This window comes from Bacillus sp. FSL K6-6038 (assembly GCF_038050455.1).
Lineage (GTDB): Bacteria > Bacillota > Bacilli > Bacillales > Bacillaceae_G > Bacillus_A > Bacillus_A pseudomycoides.
This window is the reverse complement of the sequence record NZ_JBBOUH010000002.1, coordinates 195,571-214,516: the sequence shown is the minus strand read 5'-3', so window position 1 is coordinate 214,516 and position 18,946 is coordinate 195,571. Positions and strand designations below refer to the sequence as shown.

The window sequence follows — 18,946 nt, the reverse complement described above, 5'->3', positions numbered from 1 at the left end:
GAAAGATATAAAGAGGCGAAAAGTTTCCTAGTGGAATCTAGTCTTAAGCAGCAATTCCAAATAGTTGATGGATGAACTTCACTTGATTTTGGACAGACTTGTCCAGTAAAACAAGTTGCCCTTTTTTTACCATATGCATGGCTTCTACTCCTGCAAGAATAGATGTAGCTGTGCAAAAAGACTTGAATCCTAACATAGGAAGGACTCGCCTCTTAATGAATCGATGATCCTGTTCCACTATGTTATTGAGATATTTCACTTGCCTTAGTTGGATGCCTAATGGCATCTTTTTTTCTTTTCTTAATTCTTCAACTGCTATAGGATAAGTTGGATTCTTATCGACTGTCACTACACGAGACTCAGAAATATGAAAAGACTGCAAAGATTTCTTGAAGAATCGCTCTGCAGCCTTGTGGTTTCTTGCTTTGCTTAGGTAAAAATCGATGGTATTTCCTTTCGAATCGACAGTACGATACAGGTACATCCATTGACTTTTTACTTTGATATATGTTTCATCGACTCTCCAAGAGTCATTGGTTTGCTTGAGATGACGACCGATTTTTTTGTCTAATTCAGGACCATACTGATGAACCCAACGCATAATCGTTGTATGAGCAACGGATAAGCCCCGTTCCTCCATCATTTCCACCAAATCACGAAAGCTCAAGTTGTACCGTAGGTACCATCTTACTGTTTGCAAAATAATATCATGATGATAATGCTTCCACTTGAATAAATTTCGCTTTTCCATACTGATCACGTACCTTTTTTAGAGTAATAGTATCAGTATGTCCAAGATTTAGAGATTACTTTCAATTATCTTGAAGTTTTCGCACCAGAACCGAGTTTTGTTCTTCTGAAAAGAATACGCTGTGTTTTTGTTAATTTTTCTTCTAATATACGGAAGAATCTAGGGTTGTTGAATGTTGTTCCATCAGAAAGAATGACAAAATTTTTTATTCTAACGTCAATTCCACTTAACGTTAATATTTCCCTGTTAAATCATTAAAGTTAATAATTTCCTGAGCTATGCATATATAGCTTAACTTATCCCAAGTAACAAACTAATTCTGTAATAAAATCTAATATAAATACATATCTTATATATATTTAAAATATAAAGATAAAACTTATATAGGACAAGTAAATAGGAGGTTGCTCTTACTGTCACAAGGATTCTGAAGATGCTATAGCGTAAAAAATCAAAAATAGTAGTATTTAACAACGGAAAAGTAGGCATAATATTGATATAGAAACTACAAATAATCATAAACAAAACATATATTTCTACATAAAAAATGAAACAAATAAATACATTGTTAAACATATTTATTCATGCGCTTAATTCTGTATTAATCCACTGCATTTCCACAATTTTATTTTATTTACCCACAAACCATTCACATTAGGTGCTAAATAATTAACATAATCCGAATTTATCAAATTATTCACACACATATTGATGATTTTTGATAGATAAGTTACTAGAATACCTTTATATCAGTGATTATTGTATTATGTTATTCACATTCGACTATATTTATCTACTTATACACAAAATTTTAATTTTTTCTTGCGATTATTTGTAGGTATTTGAATGCATTAAGGCAGCTCATAACGTGTTTATATGAAAGTATGTGTGGAAATTTAGTCAGTTACAGTGCAGTTGTTGTATAGGAGTGCATAAAAAAAGACTCTATTATTAATAGAATCGACGAAATTTGGTTGTTATAAGGAATCAGTGCAAGGCTTTCAAATAACGGAACAAACACGAATAGCCCTCTACTTTTAATTCTTTCAAAAATAGAGAGCGAAGTATTTTTAATTGGTTTCTATTACTTCAAGTACTTGTTCAGCTGTTGTTACTTGAATACCAGTGCGTATTAACTTTTCAAAGGCACGCATAAATGTAATCAAATTGAAGTCATCTGGTACTTCAATAACACGAAGCGTTTCTTTAGGTAATCTATCTATCTTTTCAATAAACAATTCGCGAACATCACTAGGAATAAAGCGCTCTTTATGTCCTCTTGCTTTTAAAAGCTCACGTATTTCAATTTCTAAAGCCATATAAGCATTTAGATTTGTACCTTGTTCATAGGCGTACTTTCTAAACAACGTTTCTTCTTGATACTTTAGATAGTTGCGGTGATACGATTCCTCTGTAACAGGTACAGCAAATTTGTATTTTAGTAATTCATACGTTTTACGGAACAACTTTTTGATGTTTCGAAGTGAGTACATAGAGAAATGTAATCCGAAATCAAATACAGCTTGTTCTTTTTGCTCTTTAGGTACATGTTGTGTAATAAGAGGATAGATACCTTCCTTAGCCGCCGTATCAAGAATTTGATATTGTGACGTTTGGTTTAATAGTTTCTTCAGTGTATATACTAACTTACTTGGATATTCCTCATTACGATCTATCATGTCACGTAAGCTATAAATTACACTACGAATTTGTCGGTGGCATGTATATTTAAGTACATGAATAAATTTATTCATGTCTTTTGTAAATTCACCAATATTCATATCTTGTAGCACAGATTCAATAAAACGAGCTTTTCGTGCATACGTAACCTTTGGCGTGAATGGATCGCGATACTGTACTTCTCCAGCTTCTTTTGTACATAAGAAATCTGTATGTAAGGATAGATATAACGTCGTATATCTTTTTTTATTTTTAACCCCTTTTTGTAATTTGCAAATTTTGAATAGGGGAGTCCCTGTACATGGTAATGCAGTTGTTAATTCTGTCATAACCGCACGGATTTGATGTGGGTATTTCTTATGTAAAAAGCGGTACATCCCTCCAAAATGAGTTGTATTTCCTCTTTCATCTTGTTTATCTAAGGAACGTTTTAGAGTCGTTTCGCTGTGCTGTTGCATAGCAATGTCCAAGAATAGTTTCTTAGCCGCAACTGACAGCTCAAAGAAAGCTTTTGTAAATACCACTGGACTAATATAAACATAAGGGTTTGCCTTTTCAGTTTCTTCATTCATAAAATGAGTTAGTTTAATGGTATATCGGCCATCTAATTCCTTTTCAATCGTGACAATTTTATGTAGACTTAGCTTTTTTAATGCAATATAGAATTGAGAATGCTGTATGTAAGCAAACTCTTCTTTATATTGCTTGTAATCTTCCCACATCATATGTACTGTTACATTTGGAATAACCCCATTTGTGTAACATTTCTTGTGTAGGTATAAGAAGACCTCTAAATCTGCGTTTGTAATACCATATAATTTATGTTTCCTTCCCATAGTTTCAGAAACAGCAGACAGGGTACGACGTGAAAAAGATGGTTTCGCTTGTTCTACAAAGCCATCTACATCTGCAACACGTTCTTCATATGTCATTTGATCCAGTAGATCTTCAAGGTATGTATCTTTATAGCTGTAGTATTTCTCTTCGAAAGTTTCAACAAGTTTTTGCCAAGACTTCAGTGTTACTAATACTGCATTTGTAGATTGTCCATTTAGACCACGTTGGTTATGAATAATAAATGATTTTCCCATCTTTTTCACCTCCTACCTGTAAACTCAGAAATATATGCCAGGATACTATAAAATATACCAATTTTGATTATAACAAATCGAAAATTGCTGAAAGGTGCTCCTTTAAGGGGAATTTTGAGAATATGAAACACGACATAAAACCAGTTGTGACAAGGGATACAGGATTTTCTTCATTTTTTTTTGTGTCAAGGATATGGCAAAAACTGTTTCATGTTTTAGATGTGTCAAATTATTAGTGAAACAGTATAAAAACGTTGATATATAAGGGGTAAATGAAGATGTTTCATGTTTTTACGTCAAGGATATGGCAAAAGTGTTTCATGTTCATATATAAGTCATTTATTATGGGAATATCCATTGAATGTAGTGGTATGAAGAGTTATAAGAGAATTGAAAAGGATATTAGGTCAAGGATATGGCAAAAACCGTTTCATGTTTTAAAATTTACAAGGTCAAGGATATGGCAAAAGTGTTTCATGTTTTATATGTAGGAGAAAAAAGAAAGGAACACGCAAAAACCGTTGATATTTAAGGGCTTATGCGTGTTTTTTATATTTGATAAGGTCAAGGATATGGCAAAAATATTTCAGGATGATATAGGATCCGTTTTGTACATAGATGGGAAAACAGTTGATATATATGAGTTTATGGGATGGTAAAAAAAATTTGAAAATATATAATCGAAATAAGAAAAATTAACTAATGTTTCATCTTTTGAATTTTAGGTCAAGGATATGACAAAGATGTTTCAATTATTTGTTTCAAATAGATATGAATGAATCTAGCTCATTATATACGTGTTATTCATGTAAAAGCTTATATAAGAGTATGGTAGAGAATTGATAAGGGAAAAAGTGTGTTTCATATTTATAAAAAAGGTTAACAATATGTCCAAAAGTGTTTCAGTTATTAATTCGTTAGATTAATTGATGGTATATTGGTTGGTAATGTATAATAAATGTTATTTCACTTGTACAAACAAGACAAAAGTGTTTCATTATTTTTTTGAACATAACAGAACCGGAAAATAATAATGATTTATATATAATTCGCTAAATATTGGGTTGTTTGAAAGGAATGTACAAAAGGAGGGAGTGACAGCGTGGAGAAATTAGCACAATTGTTTACTGATGCTTTGTTAATATCCGAACCTTTATATGGAAATAACAAAGCAATTTGGGAGAAATGGACTTCTTTTAGTGCAGACGTAGAAAAAGATAGTAGTAAGGTTGTAACTTCACAATATGTTTCACCATCTTTTTCAGCATTAGTATCGTGGCTTAGTAAAAAGAATGAAAATGGAGTAACTTCACTACAAATTGCTATTAAGTTGAATCACTATAAGAACGAAATCCATTCAGAAATTGAACATCTTTTAACAGAAGAGTTTAAAAATGATAACAAGCCAAAATTAAGTGATGAAACAGTAATTCAGGCAGAAGAAAACAAAGATGAAACAGATGATAAAGATTATTTTGAGGTTAATAATTCCGCAATTTACTTTAAATTACGTGATGGGATCTCCAAGAATCATTTTGAAGAGGATTCAAATATGGGTGTCAAATCTTATCCGATTGAAACGAAAGAAAGTAATGCGATAGCTCAGCTTTCTTCGCATAGGGATGAGGATTTGAAGCTAATTAAAGATGATGAAGCGTCCCGGTGGAACACTTTAGTTAATGATGTAATGAGTAATATGGATGATCTTACAGCGGATGTATTAGATTCAATTACTATACAATGGCTAGCTCAAGCGCAGTCACCGGACGAGTTCATCGAATTTTCATATGAGCAAGTGTTGGATATGTGTAATGTACCTAAAAAGAAAGTAAGTAAGGGAGAATATTATAGACCTGAAGATAAAATTAAGGTTGCTAAGAGGATTGCTGCTTTAGCGAGCATTTTTATATATTTAAATGATGATAACGAAGTAGTTGTTTTAAATGATGAAAATGAAAATGATGAGGAATATAAAGTAAAAAGGGAAGTAATTAAAAGGTTATTTGTTTTAGATTCAGTTGTATTATGGAGACATAATACAACAAATGAATATATGGGTATTGAATCCTGCCGAATTAAACCTGGAAGCTTTTTATCAAGTTATTTATATGGTTCAAATAATACTACAGCTTTATTATCTAAAAAGGCACTTGAATATAATAGTTATCGACATAAATATCATAAACGCTTAATTCGTTATTTAACATGGCAATGGAGAATTAGGCAAATATATTCTACTTTAAAGCGCCCATACTCCATTGGAGGCGATAAAGGATTATTAGCTGTCATGGCAATTCCACTTACATGGAAACCAAGTCGCATTCGAGAACACTTAGAGAATGTTCTTACTGATTTAGAGAGAGAGAATGTGATCTCTAAGTGGGAGTATTCAAGTACATTAGATGAAGAACGTGTAAATAAGAAAAATTGGTTCAAAGATTATTGGATCGATTTAAATATTACTATTCTTCCGCCAGAAGAATTAATTAAGTCTATGTACAATTTACCAAAGAAAAAAACATTAGAAATAGAGAATAATAATGAAACAACAATAGAATATAGTGAAAAGACTAAAGATATTATTGATATGCCACAAAGCACAGTTAGTAAAGAACCTGACATTTTTGATGAAGAAGTTGTTCGAGAAAAAATACTAGAGCGACACAATATTGATAATATAAGTATACGAGAGCTTGCAAAAGAAATAAAAATATCGGCACCTACGTTATCTAGATTTTGCAATAGACAAACCAAGCGTTTATCAGCTAATGCAGTTGAAAAAATGTCAAAGTGGTATGAGAGACAAATGATATTAGAAAAGATGTAATCGTCAAATATATATTTATAGAAATGTGAGAGAGCCTATTTTATTTTGGATATAAAATAGGCTCTTTACGTATGTTTGTGTTTCAATTATCAATCAACAGATCTATTGTAGCTTTATAGTTAAGATTGATAAAAAAGAAACAGTTAATCCATTATTAGTAGCGAACAAAAAAACTCCATTTTGAAAAAAGATTGATCAAAAGGGAGTTAATTCTCTAAATGAAGTATATAATTTTTATAATAAAGTTTGATCATTTCTAGGAGCCTTATTGTACTAAAGCACCCATTAGTGCAATAATAGTTTATTATTGCATATGAACAGTTAAAAAAAGATTTGGCAAAAAACGCAAAAGATCGAATGAATTATAGCTTAGGTAAAACTAATTTTGTAACTGAAATATTGGAAAAAGCTATGAAGTCTTATAAAGATTATTGTCGAACGTCATTCTAAAATGGGAATGGCGTATTTTTGTACTTTTTTGTGGTACAAATTCGAAAAAGGAAGCCATTATCATATGTATTAAATGCATCTAGAATTTTATGTGGATGGTGAGGATATGAGCCAATATCAAATGCTGTATAGTACACCTTATTTGTATTCTTCAAAAATGCTTAGACAAATGTACAAAGAAACAAAAAAAGAGGGAAATCTTTGTGCTATACGAGACCACATGTTAAGACATGAAGTGTATCTGGATCGACAATATCGAGCGTACTATTATTTAAGTCAAGACATTGAAGAGGATCTGTATGGGGATGAACATGCTTTGTCTTGGAATGAGTTATTAGATGACTACCAACTCTACAGGGATCGTAAAGGGAATTTGTCCATTAAACCAAAAGGATGGGATTAACATGACAATCATTGGAGAGTTAGGAGTTGTGTATGGTGTGACAGGAGTCTCTATTTTAGGGATTAAATTGCTGAAAAGGAAAGGTCTTTACCTTCCAGATTGGTTGCTACGTGCGGGTCTCAAATGCTTATTGATTGGGAGCGTTTGGTATGTGCTAATGGATATACTAGATGTATTTCTACGTTAGTATTTTATCTGGTAGTCGAAAATAATTATAATAGCGCATCTTAAGTGTTTTTTCTAAGCATCCATACAGGCTCAACTACCTTAAGGAGGTATGGAGGAAATGTTATCACTTTTATTAATTCCAGCAACCTTTATAACAGTAGCTTATTTTTGCCAAGGTAAAGGAATGAGTGATAAGAAAAAAATTGCAACCTTTTTTGAAATTACAAAGATCTGTGTTCAGCATAAAGGGGAATTACAATATCCGATTTTCATAAAGGAAATGGAAGATGACATAAGTAAGAATTATGTTTACAAGTTACCACTTGGTGTCCCAAGTCAGCTAATCAAAAAGTTAGCTGAAGTATTGGAAGAAGGACTCTACAAACCTGTTAAAATATCGTTTCATCAAAGAGAGCTTCATATTCGGGTATTTAAGCAAAAAATACCTGAAAGGTAGAATTGTCTAAGGATTTGTTAAAGGAGCAAACATGGCGTGTTATGATGGGGAAATCATTAGATAAGTACATCTATCATGACTTTGAGAGCACACCGCATATGTGCGTGTCGGGTATGACGCGTTTTGGAAAAACAGTATTTCTAAAAAATGTGATGACGAGTTTAATTTTACAACAGCCTCAACATGTGAGTTTTTTTATTATCGATCTGAAGGAAGGTCTAGAATTTAGTCCTTATAAGGATCTGTCCCAAGTAGTAGAAGTAGCTGAAAACCCACAACAAGCGTTAGAAATGTTGGCTAAAGTACGTAAAAATATGATAAGACAGATTGAGATAATGAAGAATTCTTATTTGACCAATATCATAGATACATCAATTAGAGAACGCTGTTTCATCATAGTAGATGAAGGAGCAAACCTTTGTCCTACACAAGGCTTACCTAAAAAACAACGTGACTTATTATTTATGTGCCAGGAGATGTTATCTGAAATTGCACGAGTTGGAGGAGGTTTAGGATTCCGGCTCATATTTTGCACTCAATATCCTACTTCGGATACATTACCAAGGCAAATTAAACAAAATGCTGATGCAAAGCTAGGCTTCCGATTACCAACAGCGGTTGCTTCACAAGTTGCTTTGGATGAATCAGGTCTTGAGGAGTTACCTTCTCTTCCAGGTAGAGCATTATTTAAGACAGATCGGACAGAGGAAATCCAGGTACCGTATTTAAAGGATAAAGACATGTGGGATTTACTGAAGCAATATAAGGTGGTGAAAAAGCATGAGGCATCAAACTCTCAAACAGAAGGCGAGGCAAATCGAGATTTTATCCACTTTGAGTAAGTTAGACTTTGCAACGAGGAGGCAATTACAAGCCATCCACTGTCTAGGTAGTATTCGAAATGCAAATCGTGTATTAAAGGATCTGACTTCATATTGTCACATCACAAAAATAGCTCGTGAGCATGTATATTATTTAAATAAAAAAGGACGTGATTTATTAGGAATCACAAGGACAGTAAAGAAAAATAGTCAATTACAGCACATTTTAATGAGAAACGAAGCTTGGATGTGGCTAGGATTTCCCGAATGGAAAACAGAACAAACGATAGAATTTTCAACCGGTGGTCAGCGATACCAAATCATTCCTGATGCAACCTATTTTGAAGATAAAGTCCCTCACTTTGTTGAGATAGATCGCATGCAACATATGAAAGCAAACGAACACAAAGTACAGTTATATGGCCATATAACAGATATCTATAAAAGACAGAATGCTATTGTTCCAGTAATTATCTTTTTTACACTGTCAGACTATCGGCAATCTAAATTAGAACAATATGCTATAAAACAAAATGTGTTTATGAGAACTTTTGTGATGAATGATATTTTTTAATTAAAACCAAAAATCACTGTAATCAACATTTTTATTTGTAAGTTTCTTTAATGCTGCAAGAATTATTTTGCCATTTTTAAATGAAGGGTGAAAAGCATTACCTTTACACAAACGACTAATTGTTGCTTTACTTAATCCACTAGCCTCTGAAACTTCTTTTTGCGTTAGGTGATGATGATCTAAAAACTTAGCGAATTTACTTCTTGGTTTTCCTAAATCAAACCAGTTCATAGTATTCACCTCAATTAATTCATTTTTATAACTATCTTGTCCAAAAGTTCAAGTTTTTAAAACAACTTAAATAATTGGAATTTAGCACAACTTATTGCATAGAATAATATAAAGAATATCTAAAAAAATATGTAATAATTTTGAGGAATCTAGCATTCATAGTAATAGCTACAAGTTGCTGATACACTAGCCTAATGGCAACTTGTTGCAACGAGTATCCCTATAAAATAAAAAGCTTAAATCCATTGGTACATAAGGGTTTGAGCTTTTCTTAATTTATAAAGAAACGAAAACGAGTTTAATAAGTTAAGAGATATAAAAGCGTTCCGTAGTCGAATTTTGAAGAATCTCATATAATTTCACGCACCATATTTGTATTAAAAATTATTTACAAAAGGATTGTATAAACCGAAAAATAAGGTTTATAATAAGAACTAACGTTCTGTTTTTGGGGGGTTACCTTGTATGATTATTCTCTATTACCTAACCGAATTATTTTGTGTATAGATCTTCGTAGTTTTTATGCGTCGGTGAGTTGCATCAAAATGGGATTAGACCCTCTTCACACTAAATTAGCTGTGGTTGGTGATGTGAATAGAAATGGCTCAATTGTATTAGCTGCGACGCCACCATTAAAAGCGTTAGGCGTTAAGAAAATGGCCAGATTTTATATTGATATCTTTTTTTGAGTTAAATTAATAATTCTATCAAAGGTTATCTTACTTTTTCTCAAAAGTAAAAAATATTTAGAGTGAAATTCTTATTTGCGCAAGAACAATGTCCGCTAATGCTTATTCCTTTTTGGTTCTATTGCTACATATTCCTCTACGTCGGGGTACAGCCGGGATACTTGTAAAAATAGGTTATAGACTCACTTTTATTTCCAATCCGATTTTTTGTTTTTTGATAAAACTCCTTCCTTGAGATCTGTGTAGCAATGGAACAAAATCATCGTCATGTACAGTAAAACACCATTTTGCCAAATCAACAGGGTTTCAAACCTTTCGCCATGCTTCATGTACGATAAACGGTTCTGGTGCAAAAACTTCAGGGGAATTGCAAATAATCTCTAAATCTTGGACATACTGATACTATTACTCTAAAAAAGGTGTGTGATCGGTATGAAAAAGGAAAATTTGTTCAAATGGAAGCACTATCAACCTGATATTATCTTATTAACGGTAAGATGGTACCTACGGTACAACCTAAGTTTTCGTGATTTGGTGGAAATGATGGAGGAACGAGGTTTGTCTATTGCTCACACCACCATTATGCGTTGGGTGCATCAATATGGACCTGAATTAGATGAAAGAGTACGACGTCATCTTAAGACAACAAATGATTCCTGGAGAGTCGATGAAACGTATGTGAAAGTAAAAGGGCAATGGATGTATTTATATCGCGTAGTCGATTCAGAAGGAAATACCATTGATTTTTATCTAAGTGAATCAAGAGATAAACAAGCAGCCAAGCGCTTTTTCAAGAAAGCCTTGGCTGCTTCTCATATTTGTAAACCTCGCGTAATAACAGTAGATAAGAACCCTGCCTATGCTGTAGCGATTCAAGAGTTAAAAGAAGAGAAACGTATACCTGAAGGCATACAACTAAGACAAGTTAAATATCTCAATAATATAGTGGAACAAGATCACCGTTTCATTAAGAAACGTGTACGTTCTATGTTAGGATTCAAGTCATATGCAACAGCCACTTCTATATTGAGTGGCGTTGAAACCATGCATATGATGAAAAAAGGACAACTTCACTTACAGGTGAAGTCTGCCCAAAATGAAGTTAGATTCATACATAAATTATTTGGACTTGCAGCATAAGATATGATTCCGTTAGGAATATATGTGCTGTATTCTTTTTTGTTTTATTTTTGCACCAGAACCTTATTAAAGGTGTTTAAAAAACATAGTTTTTCTTCAATTCTATAATGTTGAGGAATAATACAGTTGTTTAATTTAAAAGCTGATCATCTAGGTTTCCCACCAATTATAAAGGTGAACGACAATTAAATTAAGGAGACATGCTTATGATGTGGTTCAAGAACGATATCATCAGGAACATATAATATCGTGTAGGTATTAAAGAAATCCAACAATGTTTAGGGCATACAGACATCGAAACTACTATGAATATATACGCACACATGACAAAAAGCATGGAAGAAAAAGCCTCCCAAAAGTGCAGTGAACTAATGAAAGGCTTCGTAATTTTAATATCGGTGAACAAAATGTAACTATTAAGGTTTAAAAACTTTATATATCAAGGTTTAACCTTAATGGTTACATCATGCCGCCCATGTTTCTCGTTATATATATTATATAGTATTAGAATTTATATACTCTTTTCCATAGGTATTTAATAGTTGTTATCCAAATTCTTTTATCCACTCAAACATATACTTATCTAAATAATATCCTGTCATAATCCTGCCATTTGAATAAATAAAAAAGAAGACCTTTTTATGTAGAATTGAGTTACCACACAAAATTATTGACGCTACCAAAGCAATTTAACTAAGATATCATATCCCTACAATTTCTACAAACTTCACTACTTACTAATTATTATGGTTGGAAATAAAATTGCACTAGAAATTTCACCTCTAGTGCAGTTTTATTTCAAATGTTTTAATACCCTTCTGGATGACTTTGATGCCATTTCCATGCTGTAGCGATAATATCTTTAATAGAAGTATATTTTGGTTCCCAACCAAGAACTTCCTTGGCTTTCACACTTGATGCAATTAACACATCTGGATCACCTGGGCGACGCGGACCGATTTTTGCTGGAATTGGATGTCCTGTGACCTCACGAGCAGCTTTAAGTATTTCTTTATTTGAAAAGCCTTCTGCTGAACCAAGATTAAATACGTCCGATTTTCCGCCAGCTTTTAAATATTTTAGCGCTTTGATATGCGCATCGATTAAATCTACTACTTGGATATAGTCACGGATGTTCGTTCCATCCGGCGTATTATAATCACCCCCATAAATTATGAGCTCGTCACGCTGACCAAGCGCTACCTGTAAAATAATCGGAATCAAATGTGTTTCATGATTATGGGCTTCTCCAATCGAGCCATCTTCTTTTGCACCTGCAACATTAAAGTAACGAAGCGCCACATAATTCATGTCGCTTGCCTCACTTTGCCATTTCATCATTTGTTCCATCATCAACTTACTTTGACCGTATGGGTTGATTGGCTTTGTTGGAGTTGTTTCCTTAATTGGTATCTCTTCTGGAATGCCGAACGTTGCAGCAGTTGAAGAAAAGACAATGTATTTCACACCGAATTCTCTCATGACTTCTAAAGTAATCTGCGTGCCGTAAACGTTGTTATTGAAATATTTCAATGGCTCTTCCATTGATTCACCAACAAGTGAAAATGCCGCAAAATGCATCACACCTTCAATATTCTTTTCTTGAGAGAAGACTTCACACATGAATTTCTTATCACGTATATCTCCCTTGTAAAAACGCGCTTTTTCATGCAACGACTCGATATGACCGGTCAATAGATTATCGATTACCGCTACATCATAGCCATTTGTGATTAATTGATTGACGGCATGTGAACCGATATAGCCTGCACCACCTAAAACTAAAACTGTCATCTAGTTATCACCTCTCGATTTGTGCTTTGTAATTCTTTGATAAAGCAATCAAACCCTGCTCTACCATCCTTATTCATCTTATAGACACCAGCATCTTCTAAGACGCGTTCAAATTTTTTTGCAACTTCAGTTTGAAGAAAGCTTTGGATGGTCTCTTCCGTATAGCCGCCCTGGGCTTTTAATTCATCTGCCCATTTTTGATGGATTTCAGGAACATTGGCTTCCTTATCTAACAAGTACAGCTCAACTTCATGAAGCTCCTCAATCAAACGTGGAGGGAGAACCGCCAGGCCCATGACTTCAATAAGCCCGATATTTTCTTTCTTAATATGCTGTACATCTGGATGTGGATGAAAAATTCCATCAGGGTATTCTTCACTCACATTATTATCACGCAGTACAAGATCAATTTCATACTTTTCTTCGCGACGCCGCACAATTGGTGTAATCGTATGATGTTGTGTGCCGTCTTTTGATTGCGCATGAATTTGTAAGAATTCATCTGAATAGTTCTTCCAACTTTCATAGATGTAGGCGCTGGCATTAATTAGTTCTTCTTTGTTTAAAGAAGAGAGGCGAATCACACTCATTGGCCAGTCGACAATACCGCAAGAAATATTTGGGTAGTCAGATAGTTCAAACGTTTTAAGAACCTTAGCCTTTGCCATTGGAAAGTTATGGCGTCCAGCTTGATAGTGATCGTGACTTAAGATAGATCCTCCTACAATAGGTAAATCCGCATTTGAACCAATGAAATAATGTGGCATGATTTCTACAAAACTAAATAAACGAGAGAATGCCTCACGAGAAATTTTCATTGGTCGATGCTTCTTAGATAATACGATGGAGTGTTCGTTAAAGTATGCATATGGTGAATATTGAAAACCCCATGCTTCTCCATCTAGCTCGATGTTAATGATTCGGTGACTGCTTCTACCTGGATGGTTCAAGCGACCGAAATACCCTTCATTTTCAATACAAAGTAAACATTTTGGATAATTACCCTTCGGTATATTTCTAGCCGCTAAGATCTCTTTTGGATCTTTCTCTGGTTTGGACAAATTAATAGTAATTTCAAGTTCACCATATTTTGATTCTGCTAAATAATGAATATTTTTTGCAATCGCACGGGTCTTTATATAATCATTGCGTTTACTTAGTTCAAAGAAATAATCCGTTGCTTGTTCTGGACTTTTGCGATATGCCTCCTGAAAATTCGCATTGACCTTGGATGGAAGTGGTGTAATCACATTCATTAAAAGCGCTTCGAACATATCACGATTGGCTTGGTTTTTAGAGATAATAAGATTTTCCGTCGCTTTATCTATAAGCGTATCTAACAGCACATGTGGGTCCGTTTCGACTACGCTAGTAATCTCTTCCATTTCCGATTCACCAATCAAACGTAATAGTTGATTGTGCGTATAAATTCGGTCATTTTCCTCAATGGCCCCATTCTCAATTGCAAGTGTAGTAAAATCATAAATTGCTTGACATGTGTTCATCGTTTCCACCTCACTCATCATCCAATCACTGTAGTTCCACTACCAATGTGTGCCACATAAAAGACCGGCGCATATCCCACAACTTTGAGATATTCATCATAAACATTGTTTTTAAAAGTGTGGGTTTCACTTTCTTTTACTAATGCGATGGCGCATCCCCCAAATCCTGCTCCAGTCATACGGGCTCCAAGCACACCCTCTTGTTTTTGCGCAGTGGCCACCAATGTATCTAATTCAAGCCCGGTTACTTCATAATCATCTCTTAAAGATGTATGAGAAGCATTCAATAGCTTTCCGAATTCTTCTAAATCACCTGCAGTAAGAGCTGCTTTGGCCTTTTTTGTGCGTTCATTTTCGTAAACTGCATGCTTCGCGCGTTTAATTAGTATTTCATCTCCAATAAGAATTTGATTTGCATCAAATTCTGTTTCGCTTAGTTCTCCAAGTGCATTAATCTCTAACTTCGTTTGGAGACGTGCGAGTGCTTCTTCACATTCAGCACGGCGCTCATTATATTTTGAATCTGCTAGTTCACGACGTTTATTAGTATTCATAATTACAATAGCATAGTCGTCCAAAACCACTGGAACCATTTCATACTCTAACGTATTGGTATCAAGGAGAATCGCTTTGTCTTTCTCGCCAAATCCAATGGCAAATTGATCCATGATACCAGAATTTACACCAATGAATTCATTTTCAACTTTTTTACCCATTTTCACTAATTCAAGTCGCGTTACGTCTAAGTTGAACAAGTCTTCTAATACTACGCCTACAAGTAATTCAAGTGAAGCACTACTTGAAAGTCCCGCTCCATTTGGAATCGTTCCCTCAACTAATAACTCAAAACCACAGTCTATTTTATGACCTGCTTTTTTCAGTGTTAAGATAACTCCTTTTACATAATTTGCCCAATTAGCATTTTTATCGTAATCTAGTTCATTCAACGTGAAGCTAATTACTCCAATTTCTTTAAAGTTCGTTGAGTAAACTAATACTCTATCATCCTCACGACGTCTAGCTACTCCGTAAGTTCCATAAGTAATAGAAGCAGGGAATACATAGCCACCATTGTAGTCTGTATGTTCTCCGATTAAATTGATACGTCCTGGAGAAAAATATTGAGTTGTTTCTTGAGGTCCAAATACCTCAGCAAATTTTAAAGCTAGTTCACGTTTCTTTTCCATAAGTATAAACCTCTCTTTTGCATTCATTTTAAATAAGGAAATTATCTCAGTATTCACTAGATCACTTCTAACAGTTCATCATTATTTCTAGACACAACATCGTATTTTAAATAAATTCTGATAGCAGTATCTAATTTTTTCTATACATGTTTCTAACGTGGTATAAGGAATGTCGTATTCCCGTGCCACATCTGACAAGGCACGACCATGACAACGATGCACAATTTCAAGGCGAAACGAAGCCGTGGAAGAATGAATTAACCCAAGTCCGTAATTATATGGCAAAATCATTTTGATAAACTTAGAGTACAAAGTGAAAACTCCTCTTGTGGTTTGTCTCGACAACAATTGCGATACGGGAGTTTTCACTTTTTTTATAGTCCTTTATGGAAAATAATTCAATCTAGCTTAATTCAACCCCAACTTATAGTGATGGGGCAATAATATGAAATTCTGTCATCGTTTGATAAGTTGAATCTGCCCTAAGAACCATATCCCCAAAATCAGAATATTGTTCAGCACCTGGGGAAACCTGTGTTTCAAAGGTAATTCCACCATGGTTTGCAAGTTGCTTGCCATGCATGAGAGGAGTATTCTCACCAAAATTTGCCGTAAAGATGACGACACTTGGTTCTTTTGTAGCTATTTCAATTGTAACGACTTCATCCGGACTAATGAGTTTCACTGAACTATGTGATAGTTCAGGTCGGTTCAAGAAAAATGGGTGATCAATTCCATCCACTAATTCTTTTTGACCAAAAGTACTATTGAAGGTTTCTTTGAGTTTAACTGGCTTTCGAAAATCAAACGCAGTTCCTTCTACAGGCCACTTTTCACCAATTGGAATACTTTCCCGATTAAGTGGTGAAAATCTATCACTATCCACCCATAATGTGTGTTCATCTACAGGTTGCGTTACATCACCAGTTAAGTTGAAGTACACGTGATTTGTTGGATTAAACAACGTATCTTTGTCACTTGTCGCCCTAGTTTCTACTTTCCAAACATTCATGTTAGTTAACGTGTAACGTATCTCGACATCAAGATTCCCCGGAAAACCATTTTCACCATCTGGACTCACCGTGTGAAATATCACTGAGACCTCATCATTATTATCGATAACTTGATACTGCCACTTTTTGCTTTCAAATCCTGGAGTACCGCCATGTAAAGTGTTTCCGGTTGTCTCATCAATTTGTACTTTATAGATTTGCTCATCAATTTGAAAAGTTCCATTTTGAATCCGTCCAGCTACTCGTCCAATTGAGGCACCAATATATAAATCCTTTTCAAGATATTCCTTTGCCGTATCAAAACCAAGTACGAGCTCACGTAGACCATTCGTTGCTGGTGCCTTTAAACTCGTAATGCGAGCACCTAAATCTGAAACAGTCAATTGCAGGCCGTTCAGATTGGTAATAGTGATAATCGTATAACCTGCACCGAAATCTTTTGTTGTAATGTTCATTTTAGATATCCTCTACTTCTTTATTTAGAATGAGCACGTGCAGCACTAGAATTGAACTTTTCAGTTGCTTTTTCGCCATGATTTAGCTTTGCTTCTAGTTCTTTGACGATTTGTGCATGTTTTTTCTCTGTTAATGTGATCTTCCATGCGAAAATGATAGCAGAGAAAATCATAAGTGCTGCTGGAAGGTAGAACGCATAAAGATGGAACGTCGAAACACCCTGTGCAGTAATGTCTGCTGCTGTAGCATTGCCAGTCATCCCAGCAGCAACAGCTACAAACCCAACGATTCCGTTTGATAAAGCTCCGGCAATTTTATCGAGTAATGGACGAATCGATAAAGTCACAGCTTCGTTTCGAGTACCATTTTTCCATTGTCCATATTCAACTGCGTCGGTAATAGTCATCAAAGCTGAAAGGAAAATTAGCTGCTGAGGGAAGTAGTAGAGCACCAATCCCACAATAACTATTGGTAAACTTGTTCCAGCTAAGATGAAACATATATATGCCAGAAGCATCATCACAATACCGCCAATATAGACAAAACGTCTTGAAATTAATTTTGTGAGCATTGGGAAAAGTGGAACAGCAATTAAGCCTAATACAGATGCAATTAATCCCACTATGTAGAATTCACCTGAATTTCCTAGAATATATTTGAAGAAGAAGAATAACACAGCAGTAGTTGCAACATTCGCAATAGCATATGCAATATATGAAAGTGATAGCCACATCAACTGATCGTTTTTAGTAATAGCTTTGAAAATATCTTTAATGCCTGCTTTTTCTTGTTGCTGACGAATTACGCTATCATTTTCTTTTGTGCCAAGTGCTGTAATAATCGCTGTTCCACCAGCAATAACAGCAGCAATCAAACCAAACCAAAACCAACCAGAGGCACCTTGAGAATCTTTACCAGTCATCAAGAAAGTAAAGAAGGTGACGATTGGTACAACTGCTAGTGTAGTCCCATTGGCACCAAGTGATGAACCAAGTCGTGCAACTGTTGCCAATTTTTCTCGTTCCTTGGTGTCCGTGCTTAACGCTGGAATCATCGACCAAAAAGCAATATCCTTAAATGAATAAAAAATATCGAGCAAGAGATAAATAATTGTAAACAAAATGATGAACAGTGTAGTATTATGAATTGCAAGACCAAAGAAATTGGTAAATATGAATGCAAGAAGGATAGAACTAACTAAACCACCAATGACTAACCAGGGCTTAAACTTCCCAAATCTCGTTTTTGTGTTGTCAATTACTCCTCCAATAACCGGATCAAAAATAATTTGTACCAATCGGATTACTACGATTAAACTCGTAATAATTCCAATCATTTTTCCGGTCGTTGCTTTATCAGCCCCAGTGAACATCGCACTCGTAACAAAGACCATAAAATAGGTGCTCAAAGTTGCATAAAATATGTCATGACCAAATGCACCTAAGGCATAGGAAACACGTTGTTTTAATTTTCCATTCATTTTCATTCTCCTTTTTTGTATTTCTTTCCACTGAATTTTAATAATGATATAAAAGCGCTTACAAGGTTAAACATAAAAAAACTAACGAACTACATTAATCTCCTTCCTATGGTTTTCTTTTTCAAGTATAGTTTAACAAGAAAGCGTTTTCCGTTTTATATCATTTTGTGACTTTGATTTAACCTTTTGTTGCATTTCTTCCTTCAAAAGGTAGATTAGGTTATAGTAA

General features: G+C 34.4%; 13 protein-coding genes and 2 pseudogenes. 7 read left to right on the top strand and 8 right to left on the bottom strand.

Going from position 1 to position 18,946, the window contains the following annotated elements; genetic code table 11:
- Positions 1-43: 43 nt before the first annotated feature.
- Positions 44-751, bottom strand: coding sequence for an IS6 family transposase (locus NSQ40_RS28700; RefSeq protein WP_098785915.1), 708 nt, complete (start codon positions 749-751; stop codon positions 44-46).
- Between the two features lie 1,070 nt (positions 752-1,821).
- Entirely contained in the window at positions 1,822-3,522 is a 1,701-nt protein-coding gene (locus NSQ40_RS28690; protein WP_033796668.1) for a hypothetical protein, read from the bottom strand.
- Positions 3,523-4,624: 1,102 nt separating this feature from the next.
- Here NSQ40_RS28690 and NSQ40_RS28685 point away from each other — a divergent pair.
- The 5 genes and pseudogenes from NSQ40_RS28685 to NSQ40_RS28665 all read left to right on the top strand — a co-directional run bounded on the left by NSQ40_RS28685 (position 4,625) and on the right by NSQ40_RS28665 (position 9,222).
- Positions 4,625-6,349 carry a helix-turn-helix domain-containing protein gene (locus tag NSQ40_RS28685; protein WP_003203317.1) on the top strand — a complete coding sequence of 575 codons (1,725 nt, stop codon included), beginning with the start codon at positions 4,625-4,627 and terminating at the stop codon, positions 6,347-6,349.
- Positions 6,350-6,905: 556 nt separating this feature from the next.
- Positions 6,906-7,202, top strand: a complete 297-nt coding sequence (locus tag NSQ40_RS28680; RefSeq protein WP_029427758.1) for a hypothetical protein — start codon at positions 6,906-6,908, stop codon at positions 7,200-7,202.
- Between the two features lies 1 nt (position 7,203).
- Positions 7,204-7,389, top strand: a complete 186-nt coding sequence (locus tag NSQ40_RS28675) for a hypothetical protein (RefSeq protein WP_003203313.1) — start codon at positions 7,204-7,206, stop codon at positions 7,387-7,389.
- Positions 7,390-7,488: 99 nt separating this feature from the next.
- Positions 7,489-8,669: pseudogene (locus tag NSQ40_RS28670) on the top strand (FtsK/SpoIIIE domain-containing protein).
- A complete protein-coding gene (locus tag NSQ40_RS28665) occupies positions 8,608-9,222 on the top strand; it encodes a replication-relaxation family protein (RefSeq protein WP_098159339.1) in 615 nt (204 codons plus the stop codon). The pseudogene NSQ40_RS28670 and the gene NSQ40_RS28665 overlap by 62 nt, the downstream one beginning before the upstream one ends.
- Here the strand turns inward: NSQ40_RS28665 and NSQ40_RS28660 are convergent, their stop codons facing one another.
- Positions 9,223-9,453 (bottom strand): helix-turn-helix domain-containing protein, encoded by a 231-nt coding sequence (locus NSQ40_RS28660; protein ID WP_098159338.1) that lies wholly within the window; start codon positions 9,451-9,453, stop codon positions 9,223-9,225.
- Positions 9,454-9,914: 461 nt separating this feature from the next.
- Here NSQ40_RS28660 and NSQ40_RS28655 point away from each other — a divergent pair.
- Together NSQ40_RS28655 and NSQ40_RS28650 are read left to right on the top strand one after the other, a co-directional pair.
- Positions 9,915-10,124: pseudogene (locus NSQ40_RS28655) on the top strand (Y-family DNA polymerase); the annotation flags it as partial.
- Positions 10,125-10,574: 450 nt separating this feature from the next.
- On the top strand, positions 10,575-11,282 hold the full coding sequence (locus NSQ40_RS28650; RefSeq protein ID WP_258248641.1) for an IS6 family transposase: 708 nt from the start codon (positions 10,575-10,577) through the stop codon (positions 11,280-11,282).
- Between the two features lie 807 nt (positions 11,283-12,089).
- Here NSQ40_RS28650 and galE read toward each other — a convergent pair.
- From galE to NSQ40_RS28625, 5 genes are all read right to left on the bottom strand, one after another.
- Positions 12,090-13,076, bottom strand: coding sequence for a UDP-glucose 4-epimerase GalE (galE, locus tag NSQ40_RS28645; RefSeq protein WP_033798298.1), 987 nt, complete (start codon positions 13,074-13,076; stop codon positions 12,090-12,092).
- Positions 13,073-14,602: a UDP-glucose--hexose-1-phosphate uridylyltransferase gene (gene galT / locus NSQ40_RS28640; RefSeq protein ID WP_098217184.1), complete on the bottom strand. Its 1,530-nt coding sequence runs from the start codon at positions 14,600-14,602 to the stop codon at positions 13,073-13,075. Before galT ends, galE begins: the two co-directional genes overlap by 4 nt.
- Complete coding sequence (locus tag NSQ40_RS28635) at positions 14,599-15,768, bottom strand: galactokinase (protein ID WP_033798300.1); 1,170 nt, start codon at positions 15,766-15,768, stop codon at positions 14,599-14,601. The genes galT and NSQ40_RS28635 overlap by 4 nt, the downstream gene beginning before the upstream one ends.
- Positions 15,769-16,192: 424 nt before the next feature.
- Positions 16,193-17,236 carry a galactose-1-epimerase gene (locus NSQ40_RS28630; RefSeq protein ID WP_098159269.1) on the bottom strand — a complete coding sequence of 348 codons (1,044 nt, stop codon included), beginning with the start codon at positions 17,234-17,236 and terminating at the stop codon, positions 16,193-16,195.
- Between the two features lie 20 nt (positions 17,237-17,256).
- Positions 17,257-18,717 carry a glycoside-pentoside-hexuronide (GPH):cation symporter gene (locus NSQ40_RS28625; protein WP_052100718.1) on the bottom strand — a complete coding sequence of 487 codons (1,461 nt, stop codon included), beginning with the start codon at positions 18,715-18,717 and terminating at the stop codon, positions 17,257-17,259.
- Between the last annotated feature and the right edge of the window lie 229 nt (positions 18,718-18,946).

What these genes read in the sequence shown, in the direction of transcription:
- NSQ40_RS28675 (WP_003203313.1), top strand. Translation starts at nt 7,204, where the DNA reads ATGACAATCATTGGAGAGTTAGGAGTTGTGTATGGTGTGACAGGAGTC.
- NSQ40_RS28700 (WP_098785915.1), bottom strand. Translation starts at nt 751, where the DNA reads ATGGAAAAGCGAAATTTATTCAAGTGGAAGCATTATCATCATGATATT.
- NSQ40_RS28660 (WP_098159338.1), bottom strand. Translation starts at nt 9,453, where the DNA reads ATGAACTGGTTTGATTTAGGAAAACCAAGAAGTAAATTCGCTAAGTTT.
- NSQ40_RS28680 (WP_029427758.1), top strand. Translation starts at nt 6,906, where the DNA reads ATGAGCCAATATCAAATGCTGTATAGTACACCTTATTTGTATTCTTCA.
- NSQ40_RS28625 (WP_052100718.1), bottom strand. Translation starts at nt 18,717, where the DNA reads ATGAATGGAAAATTAAAACAACGTGTTTCCTATGCCTTAGGTGCATTT.
- NSQ40_RS28690 (WP_033796668.1), bottom strand. Translation starts at nt 3,522, where the DNA reads ATGGGAAAATCATTTATTATTCATAACCAACGTGGTCTAAATGGACAA.
- galT (WP_098217184.1), bottom strand. Translation starts at nt 14,602, where the DNA reads ATGATGAGTGAGGTGGAAACGATGAACACATGTCAAGCAATTTATGAT.
- NSQ40_RS28630 (WP_098159269.1), bottom strand. Translation starts at nt 17,236, where the DNA reads ATGAACATTACAACAAAAGATTTCGGTGCAGGTTATACGATTATCACT.
- NSQ40_RS28635 (WP_033798300.1), bottom strand. Translation starts at nt 15,768, where the DNA reads ATGGAAAAGAAACGTGAACTAGCTTTAAAATTTGCTGAGGTATTTGGA.
- NSQ40_RS28650 (WP_258248641.1), top strand. Translation starts at nt 10,575, where the DNA reads ATGAAAAAGGAAAATTTGTTCAAATGGAAGCACTATCAACCTGATATT.
- NSQ40_RS28665 (WP_098159339.1), top strand. Translation starts at nt 8,608, where the DNA reads ATGAGGCATCAAACTCTCAAACAGAAGGCGAGGCAAATCGAGATTTTA.
- galE (WP_033798298.1), bottom strand. Translation starts at nt 13,076, where the DNA reads ATGACAGTTTTAGTTTTAGGTGGTGCAGGCTATATCGGTTCACATGCC.